This window comes from Brooklawnia propionicigenes, assembly GCF_030297015.1.
In the GTDB taxonomy this organism is placed as follows: Bacteria; Actinomycetota; Actinomycetes; order Propionibacteriales; family Propionibacteriaceae; genus Brooklawnia; species Brooklawnia propionicigenes.
On sequence record NZ_AP028056.1, the window covers coordinates 2,046,302 to 2,060,697 of the forward strand.

The 14,396-nt window shown below is 64.8% G+C and carries 14 protein-coding genes; 10 read left to right on the forward strand and 4 right to left on the reverse strand.

The annotated features are described in order from the left end of the window. The first annotated feature begins 107 nt into the window (after positions 1-107). From nrfH to QUE25_RS09315, 7 genes are all read left to right on the forward strand, one after another. Positions 108-602, forward strand: coding sequence for a cytochrome c nitrite reductase small subunit (gene nrfH, locus QUE25_RS09285; protein WP_286264306.1), 495 nt, complete (start codon positions 108-110; stop codon positions 600-602). Between the two features lie 4 nt (positions 603-606). After that, the gene (locus QUE25_RS09290) at positions 607-2,082 is read left to right on the forward strand and encodes an ammonia-forming cytochrome c nitrite reductase subunit c552 (RefSeq protein ID WP_286264309.1); all 1,476 of its coding nucleotides are present in this window, start codon (positions 607-609) and stop codon (positions 2,080-2,082) included. 26 nt (positions 2,083-2,108) lie between these two features. Further along, positions 2,109-3,008 carry a tetratricopeptide repeat protein gene (locus QUE25_RS09295; RefSeq protein WP_286264311.1) on the forward strand — a complete coding sequence of 300 codons (900 nt, stop codon included), beginning with the start codon at positions 2,109-2,111 and terminating at the stop codon, positions 3,006-3,008. 1 nt (position 3,009) lies between these two features. Next, positions 3,010-3,729 carry a cytochrome c biogenesis CcdA family protein gene (locus QUE25_RS09300; RefSeq protein ID WP_286264313.1) on the forward strand — a complete coding sequence of 240 codons (720 nt, stop codon included), beginning with the start codon at positions 3,010-3,012 and terminating at the stop codon, positions 3,727-3,729. A gap of 11 nt (positions 3,730-3,740) precedes the next feature. After that, entirely contained in the window at positions 3,741-5,447 is a 1,707-nt protein-coding gene (locus tag QUE25_RS09305) for a cytochrome c biogenesis ResB family protein (protein ID WP_286264315.1), read from the forward strand. Further along, a complete protein-coding gene (gene ccsA, locus QUE25_RS09310) occupies positions 5,440-6,381 on the forward strand; it encodes a cytochrome c biogenesis protein CcsA (protein ID WP_286264317.1) in 942 nt (313 codons plus the stop codon). Before QUE25_RS09305 ends, ccsA begins: the two co-directional genes overlap by 8 nt. A gap of 64 nt (positions 6,382-6,445) precedes the next feature. Further along, positions 6,446-7,036: a TlpA family protein disulfide reductase gene (locus tag QUE25_RS09315; protein WP_286264319.1), complete on the forward strand. Its 591-nt coding sequence runs from the start codon at positions 6,446-6,448 to the stop codon at positions 7,034-7,036. A gap of 233 nt (positions 7,037-7,269) precedes the next feature. Here QUE25_RS09315 and QUE25_RS09320 read toward each other — a convergent pair whose 3' ends face one another. Further along, on the reverse strand, positions 7,270-7,896 hold the full coding sequence (locus QUE25_RS09320) for a DNA-3-methyladenine glycosylase I (RefSeq protein WP_286264321.1): 627 nt from the start codon (positions 7,894-7,896) through the stop codon (positions 7,270-7,272). A 90-nt stretch (positions 7,897-7,986) separates the two neighbouring features. Here QUE25_RS09320 and QUE25_RS09325 point away from each other — a divergent pair, with 90 nt between their 5' ends. The 3 genes from QUE25_RS09325 to QUE25_RS09335 all read left to right on the forward strand — a co-directional run bounded on the left by QUE25_RS09325 (position 7,987) and on the right by QUE25_RS09335 (position 11,059). After that, positions 7,987-8,574 (forward strand): nitroreductase family protein, encoded by a 588-nt coding sequence (locus tag QUE25_RS09325; protein WP_286264323.1) that lies wholly within the window; start codon positions 7,987-7,989, stop codon positions 8,572-8,574. A gap of 312 nt (positions 8,575-8,886) precedes the next feature. Further along, entirely contained in the window at positions 8,887-10,173 is a 1,287-nt protein-coding gene (locus QUE25_RS09330) for an MFS transporter (protein WP_340312740.1), read from the forward strand. After that, positions 10,157-11,059, forward strand: coding sequence for an SMP-30/gluconolactonase/LRE family protein (locus QUE25_RS09335; protein WP_286264326.1), 903 nt, complete (start codon positions 10,157-10,159; stop codon positions 11,057-11,059). Before QUE25_RS09330 ends, QUE25_RS09335 begins: the two co-directional genes overlap by 17 nt. A gap of 137 nt (positions 11,060-11,196) precedes the next feature. Here the strand turns inward: QUE25_RS09335 and QUE25_RS09340 are convergent, their stop codons facing one another. The 3 genes from QUE25_RS09340 to QUE25_RS09350 all read right to left on the reverse strand — a co-directional run bounded on the left by QUE25_RS09340 (position 11,197) and on the right by QUE25_RS09350 (position 14,374). Next, on the reverse strand, positions 11,197-11,799 hold the full coding sequence (locus QUE25_RS09340) for a histidine phosphatase family protein (protein ID WP_286264329.1): 603 nt from the start codon (positions 11,797-11,799) through the stop codon (positions 11,197-11,199). 158 nt (positions 11,800-11,957) lie between these two features. Further along, positions 11,958-13,124 carry a nucleotide sugar dehydrogenase gene (locus tag QUE25_RS09345; protein WP_286264331.1) on the reverse strand — a complete coding sequence of 389 codons (1,167 nt, stop codon included), beginning with the start codon at positions 13,122-13,124 and terminating at the stop codon, positions 11,958-11,960. A gap of 212 nt (positions 13,125-13,336) precedes the next feature. Further along, complete coding sequence (locus tag QUE25_RS09350) at positions 13,337-14,374, reverse strand: LCP family protein (RefSeq protein ID WP_286264333.1); 1,038 nt, start codon at positions 14,372-14,374, stop codon at positions 13,337-13,339. Positions 14,375-14,396: the final 22 nt, after the last annotated feature.

Here is a 14,396-nt window from a genome sequence, read left to right on the forward strand (position 1 = left end):
TGCCAGTATTAGAAGGACCTTGAACGGTCATGATGGCGCACAGATGCCCCATCCCGACAGCCCCGGACCCAAGACGACGACGAAACCGCAGTGGGGAGGTGTACGCGGTGACGCTGCTGAAACGCTTCTGGCACGGTTTCACGCGGGTGTTCGCCGGTTGGACGGGCATTGGCCTGGCCGCCCTGATCGGCGTGATCCTCGGGATCGGGTTGTTCACCATGTACTACGCCGGATTCACCAAGTACTTCGGGAACGACCCGGCGACCTGTGCCAGCTGCCATGCGATGAATGAGCAGTACGAGGGTTGGATGAAAGGCAGCCACGCCCACGTAGCGACCTGCAACGACTGCCACGCTCCCCATGACAACCTGATCGCCAAGTATGCCAACAAGGCAGAGAACGGGTTCATGCACTCGCTGAAATTCACGTTGCAGAACTACCCGGAGAATATCGAGATCCGCGACCACAATCGCCGCGTCACGGAGGCCGCCTGCGTGTATTGTCACGGCGCCTTCGTCGATCAGATCACCAACAGTTCGAATCACACGGGTGAAACCGTGTCATGCATCCGTTGCCACGACGGCGTGGGACACATGAGGTGAACCGATGAGTACAGACAAGACCGATCCCAGCACCCCAGCTCACGACACATCGAGTGAGAACACCTGGACAGGACCCCGCAGGAAGTGGGTCCCGATCGTGGTGCTCATCGCCTGCACCGTCGCCGCCGCGGGGCTCACCTGGCTGCTGACAACGATCTTCACCCACCAGCAGGAGTCCAAGCACCCGTTCACCCAGGTCGTCGAGATCACCGACACCACCTATGATCCGGCTGTTTGGGGACAGAACTTCCCGCTGCAGTACGAGGCCTATCTGCGTACCGCCGAGATGGACGAGGCCGACAAGGTCCCCCGCGAGCCCACCGAGGCCGACCCCCGGCTGTTCGTCACCCATTCGAAGCTCGAGACCTACCCGCGGCTCGTCAACATGTGGCAGGGCTACCCGTTCTCGGTCGACTACCGCGAGCCGCGCGGCCACGAGTACATGCTGATCGATCAGCAGTACACCCGCCGGATGCTCGAGTTCAATCAGCCCGGCGCTTGCCTGAACTGTCATGCATCCTTGCCGCAGATCGTCGACGAACTCGGCGACGGCGACCGGACGGCGGGCTGGGCGGCCATGAACAAGCTGCCCTACGCCGACGCCGTGCAGCATGCCGGTGGCCCGATCGCCTGCATCGACTGCCACGACCCGCAGACGATGCAACTGCGGATCACCCGCCCAGCGTTCATCGACGGCATCAAGAAGTACATGGCCGGCCAAGGCGTGGCGGACTTCGACGTCAATACCGACGCCACCACCCAGCAGATGCGCGCCTACGTTTGCGCGCAATGCCACGTCGAGTACTACTTCGCCGGCGACGACAAGACCCTCACCTTCCCATGGACGAAGGGCCTGACCGTCCAGGACGCGATCGAGTTCTACGACGAGATCGGCTGGGTCGACTTCACCCACGCCGACACCGGCTCGCCGGTGCTGAAGGCTCAGCATCCCGATTTCGAGACCTGGAGCCAGGGCATCCACGCCTCCAATGGCGTGACCTGCGCCGACTGCCACATGCCCTACACCCGTGAAGGCGCAGCCAAGGTCAGCGACCACCACGTCACCAGCCCGATGCGCAACGAGGCATCCATCAATGCCAGCTGCCTGACTTGCCATCATTCCACGGCAACGGAGATGAAGGAGCGGGTCGACACCATCCAGAACCGCTGGTACGAGGCTCAGGACATCTCGTTCGCGGCATTCGACGAGTTCATCAACGACCTCGCCGCAGCGACCACGAATGGCACCGCCACCGAGGAGCAGCTCGACCTCGCCCGCGACTACCAGCGCCGCGCATCCTTCCTGATCGATTACACGATCTCGGAGAACTCGAGGGGATTCCACGCTCCGGCCTACGCGATCGCGATGCTGAACCAGGCAACCGACTATTCCCGCAAGGGCCAGCTGGCCATCCGCGGCGTCGATGTCGGTCCGGCCACCGGCCCGGTATCCAGCGCCAGCCCGACTCCGAACCGCTGATATCGCAAATAACAAGGGAGAATGGAGTGCCCAAGCCTCTTGAAACACCCGCCAGTTCCCCGGCGCAGCCAGATGCTGGGGAACTGGCGCGTTTTCTCGCCTCTGCGCCCGTCGGGCTCAAGGCATGGGCGGACGAGCAGCTGGCCGCACTCGACATCGCCCCGGAGACCGATCCGGCTGACGGCGACGCGGTCGGTGTCGAGGAATTCGCGGACGACTTCGACGAAATCCCCAACAACGCGACCGGCGAGTCCGGGCAAGATGCCGAGCAACCTGCCGGCAGCCCCGCCGCCCGCGCTCGGCCCAGTAAACCGCGCGCCAAGAACTCGGCGGTCGGCGGCAAGATCAATCTCGTGCTGGTCGCGCTGCTGGTGGCAGCGATCGTGATCATCGTCCAGCAGACTGGAATCACCAACCGCGAGTCGGCCTCATCGCAGGGGGCCGCGTCCGGAATGCCGAGCGGGATGAGCACCTTCGCTCAGATCGACCAGGCACGAGTCGACGAGCTCAAGGCACAGATCGATGCCGATCCGTCGAACACGGCCGCGCGCCAGCAACTGGCTGAGCTCTACCTCGATGCTGCCCTCTATCAGGACGCGATCGAACAACTCGATCAGGTTCTGCAGATCACGCCCGATGACCTGGACGCCCTGCTGGCGATCGGGGTGGCCGAGTTCAATCTCAGCCAAGACGAGCAGGCCGAACAGCACTGGCTGCGGGCCACCCAGGTCGCGCCTGCCCAGGCGGAGCCCTGGTACAACCTCGGCTTCTTGTACATGGCGCAAACCCCGCCCGACTACGACAAAGTCGAGCAGGCCTGGGGTCGGGTCATCGAACTCGATCCGGATTCCGAACTCGCGGCCACCGCGAGGGCTCATCTGGAGCGTGCCCGCGCCGCTTCACCGACCCCGAGCACGGGACCGTGACATGGAGATCACGATTCCGCTGGCCCTGTTGGCGGGGGTGGTGTCGTTCGCCTCTCCGTGCTTCCTGCCGATCGTGCCCGCCTTCGTGGGTCAGCTGATCGGGGCAACTCCGGGATCGGCGGTATCCAGGAGCGTGGCATTGCGCAACACGCTCAGCTTCGTCGCCGGATTCAGTGTGGTCTTCATCGGGCTGTGGGCGTCCATCGGCCTGATCGGCCGCTCACTGGGATCCGGTGTCGGGCTGCTGCGAGTGGCCGGCGGCGTGTTGCTCATCGTGATGGGCCTGCACGTGGCCGGACTGGTCGACATCGGGCTGCTGAATCGGTCGGTGCGCCCGCGGATGGGCTCGTCCGCGGGACCGGTTGCGACGCAGGCCGGCGGTGCCGGCGCGCTGCGGTCGGGTCTGATGGGCGTGGTCTTCGGGGTCGGATGGACGCCGTGCATCGGCCCGGTGCTGGGCGGCATTCTCGCCCTGGCTACGGTCTCGTCCACCAGCGGACGCGGTATCACGCTGATGCTCGCCTATTGCCTGGGGCTCGGCCTGCCGCTGGTTCTGGTCGCGCTCGGCGCGGTGCGCGCCAACGGACGGCTGGCCTGGTTCACCCGGCATCATGCGGCGGTCTCCTTGGTCAGCGGTGGGCTGCTGATGCTGATCGGCTTCCTCATGATCACCAACCTCTTCGCCCGGCTGGCGGGCGTCATTCCGGGAATCGGCATCTGAAGGAGTCAGCCATGAGTATCGAGACGCGAAACCGCAGTCGTCCAGTGGGCGTCGATGAACCCGTCGATGGGCTCGACGGTGCTGCCGGTCTCGCGCCGACCCAGGCGCTGCGGGCGATCTACGCGTTCTTCTACAACAAGAAGGTCGGGCTGACGCTCATCCTGGCCGCCGGGCTGGCCTGCCTGTTCGGGGTGCTTTTCCCCCAGATGCCTGCCGGCGTTCGCGGCGACCCGGCCTCGGTGGACGGCTGGCTGCAGTCGGTGCGGCCCAGCTACGGCGGCTGGACGTCGATCATGGACGCCGTCGGCCTGTTCAACGTTTTCAGCTCTCCGCTGTTCCTGACCATCATGGGGTTGCTGGCGCTGAGCATCACTGCCTGCACCACTCATCGAATTCCGGTGCTGATGCAGACTGCTTTCCACCCGCACACCAAGGTGACCGCGGAGTTCTTTCGCAGGGCCCGGCTCAACGACAGGTTCACCACGCCGCTGCCGAGCCGGGAGGCCGTGGCGCTGATCAAGGAGGACGCGAAGGCCAGGCGCGTGCGGGTGATCGAGGATCACCACGGGCCGGGGCACAATCTCTACACCGACAAGTGGCATCTGGCCCCGTTCGGGACGGTGATCGCGCATACCGCGTTCGTGGTGATCATGGCGGGGTTCGTGGTCAGCTCGCTGACCGGATTCCGCGATGACCAGTTCACGTTGACCGTCGGCCGGCCCGCCGAGGTGGGCCACGGCACCGGACTGGTCGCTGAGGCCATCTCGTTCTCCGACACCTACTACGACAATGGCAGCCCCAAGGATTACGTCACCGATCTGGTGCTTTCGATCGACGGCCGCGAGGTGGCTCGGCAGGATGTTCGGGTCAATGATCCGCTGAGGTACGACGGCGTGATGTTCCATCAGGCCTATTTCGGCATCGCTGCGGTCATGGAGATCCGGGACGCCTCCGGCCGGCTGCTCTTCAATGATGGGGTGCCGTTGGAGTGGACGACTCCGGACGGATCGCTCAGCTACGGCGTGCTCGAGGTGCCCGGACGCGACCAGGAGCTCTTCGTGATCAGTTCGGCATCCGGGCGCACCGGAACCGGTATTGAACCTGGTCAGATGCGGATCGAGGTCTACCCGACCAGCCTAGACGCACCGGTGGGCGCGGCAGTGCTCGACCAGTCGGGGTCGGTCCAGATCGATGGCCTGACCTACACCTTCGAGCGTGAGCAGCAGTTCACCGGCTTGCTGGTCAAACGCGACCCGGGCACCGGAATCGTGTGGCTGGGCTGTCTGCTGCTGATCATCGGCACCTGCCTGACGATGTTCTTCCGGCATCACCGGATCTGGATTCGCGTCACGCCCGAAGCTGGTGGCGGTTCGCTGGTGCAGCTGGCTTCACCCGACCGGCAGGATGCCACCTTCACCCGCCAGTTCGCCGAGGTCGCTGCCGGATTGGCGGGCGCTTTGGGTGAGGCGGACGCATTGGGTGAGGCGGACGCGGGGGGCGCGGGGGAGAGGCTGGAGCCGGGGGCGTTGGAGGACGCTGCGGTGCGAGCGGACCTGATGGCAGAAGCTGGGTCGCCGGAACTGGGTGTGATCGAGCAGGGGTTGCCGGAAGCAAACCCAATGGAAGCTGGGTCGCCGGAGGCTGGGTCGCCCGAACCGGACCCAATGGAACAACAGTCGTCCGATCTGATGGAAGAAGGGGATGAGCCCAATGCTTGAAATCTCCCAGGCGCTGTTGTTGGCCACCACGGTGCTGGTGATCATCGCGCTGGTTGCCTATGTGTTCGCGCTGGTGGCCGCGCGCGTGGCCAAACCGCAGCCGGCGAGCGCCAAGATGACGGTCGCGGTGGGTGGATCGTCCGCTGCAGGTGCGGCCGAGGTGACTCGGGCGTCCAGTGGCGACGGCTCTGCCGCCGCGCAGACGAGCAACCATCGCGCGCCGGCGCGCGGGATCGCCTGGTACGGCAGCAAGTTCACCCAGGGCGCGCTGATCCTGCTCACGGGATCGCTGCTGGCGCGGTTCTTCGCGACGGGGCATGCGCCCTTTTCCAATCACTACGAGTTCGCGGTCTCCTTCTGCTGGGGCATGATCTTGGCTCTGGTCTATTTCGAGCATCGCTACCGGGTTCGCACGCTGGCCGTCGCGGTGCTGCCGGTGATCTTGGCGATGCTCATCTATGCGTCCACCCTGTCGTACGAGGCGAACCCGTTGATGCCGGCTTTACAGAACAGTCCGCTGCTGACCCTGCACGTCTTCACCGCGGCGCTCGCCTACGGGGCTGGGGTCATCGCCTTCGGCGCGGCCGTGATGTACCTACTGTCTCCGCATGTCAGGTGGAGCGGCTGGCCCAAGCCCGATGTGCTGGACGAACTCGGCTACAAGGCGGTGATCATCACCTTCCCGATGCTGACGATCATGATCATCCTCGGATCGGTCTGGGCGAACATTGCCTGGGGACGCTATTGGTCGTGGGACCCGAAGGAGACCGCGGCGCTGGTGACCTGGCTGATCTATGGCGCCTATCTGCATGCCCGGGTCGTCGGCGGCTGGCGGGGCAGGCGCGCCGCCTGGCTGCTCGTGCTCGGGTTCGCCGCTATCGTCTTCACCTACTTCGGAAATCTCTTCTTTGGAGGCATGCACTCCTATGCCTGATCCTGGTGCTGTCGCGGCGTCGTCGAGGATCCACATCGGGGATTCTTCGGAGGCTGGCACTCCTATGCCTGATCCCGACTGGCGGGCACGGATACGGGGCAGTCGGCTGGGAAACCTGACGGTGCTCGCGGTTACCGCACTTGCCGTGCTGATCGGCAGCTGGCTGGTTATGCGCCCCGGCGACGAGGCTGCACCGGTGGCCGTGTCGAAGGTCGATGTGCCGGGGGCAGCGGCCGCACCCGTCGTGGGAGATCAAGCGCCCGGTTTCACTGCAACCGATCTGAATGGCGCCTCGGTTTCACTGGATGGCCTGCGGGGCCGTCCGGTTTGGCTGGTCTTCATGGCCACCTGGTGCACCGGATGCCGCGCGGAGGTTCCCGACGTGCAGGGATTCCATGAGCGGTCCGGGGGCGAAGTCGAGGTGATCGCGGTCTACGTCGGTGAACCGGCCACCGCGGTACAGCCGTTCGCCGACCGCCTCGGGCTGTCGTTCACGCAGCTGCCGGATGGGCAGACCACCTTGTCGTCCGCATATGGCGTGATGGGCGTGCCCGCGCACTTCTTCCTCGATTCCGCCGGAGTCGTGCAGGAGACTCGCATTGGGGTACTCAGCCCCGACCAGATCGATCAGGCCGTCGCGAAGGTGACAGTCTGATCGCCGGTGTCCGGGTGGTGGCTCTGCCGGGCTGGTCTTGGGCCGTAGGGCCCCAAGACCCTGGACGATCCGCGGGCCAGGAGCCGACCGGGTGGTCGTCCTCCATGCCGATGGCTTGTGTCAGTCGGCGGGCTGGTCTTGGGGCAGCGCCCGGCCGTCGGGTCCGAAGACCCTGGATGATCCGCGTCGCCAGGAGCCGACGGGGTGGTCGTCCTCCATGCCGATGGCTTGTGTCAGTCGGCGGGCTGGTCTTGGGGCAGCGCCCGCCCGTCGGGTCCGAAGACTCCGGATGATCCGCGTCGCCAGGAGCCGACCGGGTGGTCGTCCACCATGCCGATGGCTTGCATCAGCGCGTACATCGTGGTGGGTCCAACGAAGCGGAAACCGCGTTTCTTGAGCGCCTTACTGAGCGCGACTGACTCCGCGGAGACGGCCTGGATGTCGGCCATCGTGGCCGGCGCCGGGGTGACCTCCGGCAAGTGAGACCAGATCAGTAGTGGCAGGCCGCCGTCGTCTCGCAGCGCGATGGTCGCTTGCGCGTTGCTGATGGTGGCTTCGATCTTGCGGCGATTGCGGACGATCCCCGCATCACCCATCAGCCGCTCTACATCGGCCTCCGAGAACGCGGCGACCGTATCCGGCACGAAATCGTGGAAGACCTCGCGGAAGCGCTCGCGCTTGTTCAAGATGGTCGACCAACTCAGCCCGCACTGGAAGACCTCCAGGCTGAGTCGCTCGAACAGTCCGCGCTCGTCGCGCACCGGTACGCCCCATTCGGTGTCGTAGTACTCCAGGTACATCGGGCTGGATACCGCCCAGCTCGGTCGCGCGCGTCCGTCATCTCCGACGATCAGATCCATGCAACCATCTTGCCTGTGAGTTGCCGCCCGCCGGAATAGTCGCCACGTGGCTCCGGTTGTCCATCACGCAGGACAGTTGAAAGGACATCCATGACTCAGACGGCAGGGACTCAGTTCCGCAACGTCACCGGTACGCCCATTGCGCCGGTGCTGGCCGATCGCTGGAGCCCGCGGGGCTTCGACAAGACCCACGAGATCAGCCAGGACGAGTTGCTGAGCATCATTGAGGCCGCCCGCTGGGCCCCCTCGGCCGGCAATACCCAACCCTGGGCGTTCATCGCTGCCCGCCGTGGCACCCCCGAATTCGACGCGATCGCCTCCGCGTTGGCTGGCTTCAACAAGATCTGGGCCGGCAGCGCATCTGCGCTGATCGTCTTCTCCGCGGTACCCGATCGGGGCGGCAAGATGACCCGCTGGATCAACTACGACGTCGGCCAAGCCGCTGCGAATGCGACCATTCAGGCCGAATACCTCGGTCTGCGCGCCCATCAGATGGGCGGCTTCGACGTGGCTGCGATTCGTGCCGCATTCCAGCTGCCCGAGGGCGTGAACCCGCTCACCGTGATGGCGCTCGGCGCCTACGACAACTCGGACGCGGTGCCTGCCGAGATTCAGCAGCGCGACTCCGCCGATCGCGGACGCCTCCCACTGGATCAGGTCGTCATCGGCGCCTACTGAGTCCTACTGCCGCAGGTGGGTCTGGTTATCCGCACCCCCCGCGGATAACCCGACCCGCGAATGCGTGGGCTGGCTTCTGCTGACCGAGCATCCGCAAGATATCGCCCTGACTGACACGCGGATGACCTCTTGACCGCGCCGCGCGGAGAGGTCTAGCCTCCTCGAATATGCGATCAGATACATCAGAGATCGCATAGGATCGGCCCGACGACGCCGCCGGGCCACGACCCGGAGGTGACTCCTTTGAGCGGCCAAACCACATCGTTGGACGACCAATTCCGCCAGCCAGACGAACAACCCGCCAAGCGCTCAATGCTGCCGCATGCCCCTGCGACTAGCTGGTGGATTCTTCTCATTACCACTCTTGCCATTCTCATGACGGCCATCGACGGGGGCATTCTTCCCGCGGTGCTCCCCGCGATCATCGACGAGTTCGGACTCACAAACGCCGAAGCCGGCCTGATCAACTCCGTCTTCTTTGGTGGCACCATTGTCGGCGCCATCTTCTTCGGCTGGATCGCCGACCGCATCGGATCGGGCTACCGGCGCACCTGGACCTGGATCATCGCGATGGCCCTGGGCACGATCGGCGGTGCCCTGACCTACGGATTCTCCGGCGTGTTCTTGTCCTTCCTGCTGCTGCGCATTCCGATGGGCATCAGCCGCGGCGGTTCTGAGCCCGTCAACGTCGCCCTGGTCGGCGAATGGTGGCCCCGCGAGCACCGCGGCTTCGCCGTCGGCGTCCACCACACCGGATTCCCGCTCGGCCAGTTCGCCACCGGCGCCCTGATCGCGCTGGTTCTCGGTGTGAGCGGATGGCGCGAGGCCTTCCTCGTGATCCCGCTGATCGGCATTCCGATCATGATCGCCCAAGCGATCATCGGCACCAAGAAGCACCAACAGAAGGTCTACGACTGGATCGACGACCACGGCATGACCCGGCCGACCCACGAGCTGTCGGTGAAATCGCCCGGCAACCTGATCGAGCCCGTCAAGCAGGTGCTGAAGAGTCGCAACGCCCTGCTGTGCATGGCGCTGATCTTCCTCTTCCTTTGGGCCGAGACCGGTGCCGTTACGTTCCTGACTACGCAGTTGACCCAGCACGGTATCTCGTTGACCGAGGCCGCACTGGTCTCCGGCGCTTCCGGCCTGACCGGCTGGATCGGCCAGGTCGGGTGGGGTTGGGCCTCCGACCACACCGGCCGAAAGTTCGCGCTGCGCTTCCTGGTTATCGGCTGGGCCATCATGGTGCTGTGCTTCATCCCGCTGAGCTCGCTGACGATGGCATGGATCGTGCTGATCCTGTGGGGTCTGGTGCGCAATGCTCCGTTCCCGGTGGTGTACGCGCTGCTGATCGATTCACTACCGCGTTCGGCCGGTACGGCCATGGGCCTGATGATCGGCCTGGCGCTGGGCGTGTCCGGTGTCTTCGCGGCCGCGGTGCAAGGCTTTGTTATCGATCACTTCGGCTTCACTGCCCACTACATCATGTTGGCTATCATCTGCCTCATCGGACTGATTCCGCTGGCGGGCATTCGTGAAACTGTTCCTGAGGACGGCAATTGGAAGGAAGCCACTGCTGATGACGAAGTTCTCTGAGCTGATCGAGCCGGGAGTCGAGTTCAAGACTCTTGGCGAAGGAATGAGCTGGACCGAGGGACCCTTGTGGCTGGCAGATCGTCAGTCCTGCATATTCAGTGATATCCGCAACAATGCGATCATGGCGTGGTCGGAGCCCAAGCAGACTATGTCTGTTTTCGCGAACAATGTCGAGTTCACCAATGGGCGCGCGATCGACGGCAACGGCGACATTATCGAATGCAGCCATGGACGCCGCGCCGTGCAGCGCCGCAGCGCGAGCACAGGCGAGGTCACTGTTCTCGTGGACCATTTCGCCGGTGTCTCGCTGAACTCTCCCAACGATGTCGTGGTCGCCAGCGATGGCGCGATCTGGTTTTCCGATCCGGCCTATGGCATCGAATTGGCTGGCGAGGGACATCCCGGCGTGCGCGAATACGGCGACCGCTGGATCTTCCGCTTCGATGAGTTGACCGGGCAGATCTGGCCGGTCGTGACCGATGTCATCGCCCCGAATGGGCTGGCATTCTCGCCGGACGAGTCGGTGCTGTACGTCTGCGATTCGTCGAATTCGGGAGGCGAAGATGGCCCGGGACGACATATCCGCGCCTACGACGTCATCGACGGACGCTTGGCCAAGTGGGGACGCACGATCATCGAGATCGACAACGAGGTACCCGACGGCATCAAGGTCGACCGTGACGGCCGCATCTGGTCGTCGGCAGGCGACGGTGTGCGCATCTTCGAACCCGATGGCACCGAGATCGGGCGCATCTTCACGCCGGTGCGTGTCGCCAACCTGTGCTGGGGCGGCGCGGACGGCCAGACGCTGTACATGTGCGCGACCGACAAGCTGCTGAGCATCCGGACGACCACCACGGACGCCACCTGGGCGCGCCGCGCCTGATCGCTTCGGACGCTGATCGCCGTTCTGAGCCGGCCGGTCGGTCCCCGGCAGGATCTTGGGTAGGGTTATCCGCAACCCCTGCGGATAAACCTACCCAAGGTCGGGGTGGCTAGGCGATTGACAAGAATGCCGCCCGTTCAGGCCCAGCTTTTCGCCACCAGATTGACGCTCAGATCCCCATCCACGCGCTGGGCATCCATGACGACGATGCCGGTGTTGGGAACGAACCCCATTTGCGCGCCGAAGAAGTCGGTCAGGGTCAGCCGCATCAAGGTGCCGTGGGTCGCGGCGATCACCTGCGCCTCCGGGAACTGGTCGACGAGTGTCGAGACACAGTAGCGTCCGCGCTCGACCACCAGGGACTTCGGCTCGGCGCCGGGGATCAGCTCGCGGGCGGCGAATTCGTCGACTTCGGCCATCTTCGGCCACAGCTCGAGGCATTGCTCGAACGTCAGGCCCTCTGCTGCCGCCCAGTCCCGCTCGGTCAGGCTGGGCAGCGGTATCCGCTTGTCAACCGACAGCGTGTCGGCGATGATCGCGGCGGTCTCTGCAGCCCTTGACAAGGGCGAATGGCGCACGAAATCCCACTGCGCGTCCGGCAGGTTGTCGAGAAACCACGAGGCTGCTCGTCCGGCCTGGGCGCGCCCGAAGTCGTTGAGGGCGATGTCGGACGACCCCTGAAACCGGTCGGTCGCATTCCACGGGGTCTGGCCATGTCGCACAAACGCGATGCGGGTCACCGGGTACCTGCTTTCGTTGTCATTGAAGGTGAATCAAGCCACCGCCGATGTTCCCAGCGGTGTAGTCCTCGGGTGCCGGATGGCAAGGGAAGTTGCCAGCGGCAAGCGCCCCATGGGGGCTCGGCCCAGCGGCCTCGTCCGACAGCCACACCAGCACATCAGTCACGACGGTAGATGTCTCGGGTGTAGACCTTGTCCTCCACATCGCGGAGCTCGTCGACGACGCGGTTGGACACGATCACGTCCGAGCGGCGCTTGAACTCGTCCAGATCGCGCACGACCTCGGAGCGGTAAAACTCGTTGTCATGGAGATACGGCTCGTACACAATCACCGGGACGCCCTTGGCCTTGATGCGTTTCATCACGCCCTGCACCGAGGACGCGCGGAAGTTGTCGGAGCCGGCCTTCATCGTCAGCCGGTAGATGCCCACCACGTGGGGGCTGCGGCGCAAGATGTCGTCGGCGATGAAGTCCTTGCGCGTCCGGTTGGCGTCCACGACCGCGGCGATGAGGTTCTGCGGCACCTCGGAATAGTTCGCCAGCAGCTGTTTGGTGTCTTTCGGCAGGCAGTATCCGCCGTAGCCGAATGAGGGATTGTTGTAGTGGGAGCCGATCCGGGGATCGAGCCCGACGCCCTCGATGATCTGCCCGGTGTTCAGCCCGCGGGTGGCCGCGTAGGTGTCGAGCTCGTTGAAGTACGCCACCCGCAGCGCCAGATAGGTGTTGGAGAACAGCTTGATCGCCTCGGCCTCGGTCGCGTCGGTCAGCAGCACTGGTGCGTTGTGTTCGACCGTGCCTTCGAGCAGCAGATCGGCGAACAGCCGGCCGGCCTCGCCGCGGTCGCCGACCACGATCCGTGACGGGTGCAGGTTGTCGTACAGCGCGCGCCCCTCGCGCAGGAACTCCGGCGAGAAGATGATCGACCCCTTCGGGTGCCGGGCCCGCATCCGTTCGGTGAATCCGACCGGTACCGTCGACTTGATGACGATGGTCGCCGCGGGGTTGACCACCAGCGCGTCGGCGATGGTGGACTCGACCGAGCAGGTGTTGAAGAAGTTCGCGACCGGGTCGTAGTCGGTGGGGGTGGCCACTACGACGAACTGGGCGTCCTGGTAGGCCGAGGGTGCATCGGTCGTCGCCTCGAGTGACAGGGGGACATTCGCGAGATAGTCCTCAAGCTCCGCGTCCTCGATCGGCGACTTGCGGGCATTGATCAGTTGGACCTTCGAGGCGTTGATATCGACGGCGACCACATCGTGGTGCTGCGCCAGAATCACAGCGTTCGACAGGCCGACATAGCCGGTACCGACGACAACGATCTTCACACTGACTCCTTCGGCTCACTCGGCGCCGAATGCGCCGGGAGGGGCTGCCTGTTCAGCAGACTACTGGACGACGCGAGCCGGCTGCGATGGTGCCCGCCAGCCGCCGCCGAGTTCAGCGGCTCGAGCGCGGGGAGTCTGATGGTGCCCGTGGTCCACGCGCTGAGCTGGCTCACGGCGTCTTGCCGAGGCGGCTCACAACTGAGTCCTACCCCTCACAGGGACGTATAGAACGTCTCCAGATCGTCGGCGCGCAGGGCCTGCTGCAGTTCGCCCAGCTTGGTCTGATCGACCAGGACGATCGACTGGCCGTCCGCTGTGGTGTCGAAACCGGCGGTGGGCAGCTGGAACGACTTGATGTCGTCCGGCCGGAAGCTGCGCAGCTGCCAGCCCAGATCGACGATCTCATTGTTCGTCAGTCCGGAATCGACGGTGAAGTTGGAGCCGAGGGTGCCGACCGCTTCACGGAAGGCGCCCGGGTCGCTCAGCACGCCGCGGGATGCCAGCTTCATGAGCACTGCCTTGATGACGTCGCGCTGCCGCTCGGCGCGGCTGAAATCTCCCCCGGACAGGTCGTAGCGCTCGCGCACGTAGGCCAGCGCCGAATCGCCGGTCAGTGTGACGTTGCCGACGGGGAAGTTGTACCCGCCGTTGCTGGACTCTTCCTTGTTGAAGACCGTCACTCCGCCGACCGCATCGATGACGTTGACGAAGCCATCGAAGTCGATGATCGCGGTGTGGTCGATGGGGACGTTGAGCATGCCCTCCACGGTCTCGATGGCCAGCGGCACCCCACCCCACGAATAGGCGGCGTTCACCTTGGCCATCCCGTAACCCGGCACCGAGACATAGGAGTCGCGCGGAATGCTCATCAGGTAGACGTTCTTGCGGTCCCCGGAGATGTGCAGCAGCTGCAGCACGTCCGAGCGTCCGCGCTCGTCACCGCGGGTATCCGAACCCATCAGGAGAATATTGAGGGGGGCTTTGGATTGGTCTTCGGGCTCAACGGCAGATGGACGCTGACCCGTGGGCATCAGGCCCGGGTCGCGCTGCACCTCGTTGAGGGCGTTGAGGGCCGACACTCCGTAGTAGATGGCGATTCCGGCGGCGCCCAGCAACAGCGCGCCCAGCACTGCGACCACCGTCACCAGCAGCCAACGGTTGCGGCGCTTCTCGTACTTCGGCACGTACGGTGTCTCCGGCGCGGAGGACCCGGTGCCTTCACCGGGGCTGGACAGCGGCTCGTCCGTCATGAATCTCGACCTTCCTGACCGG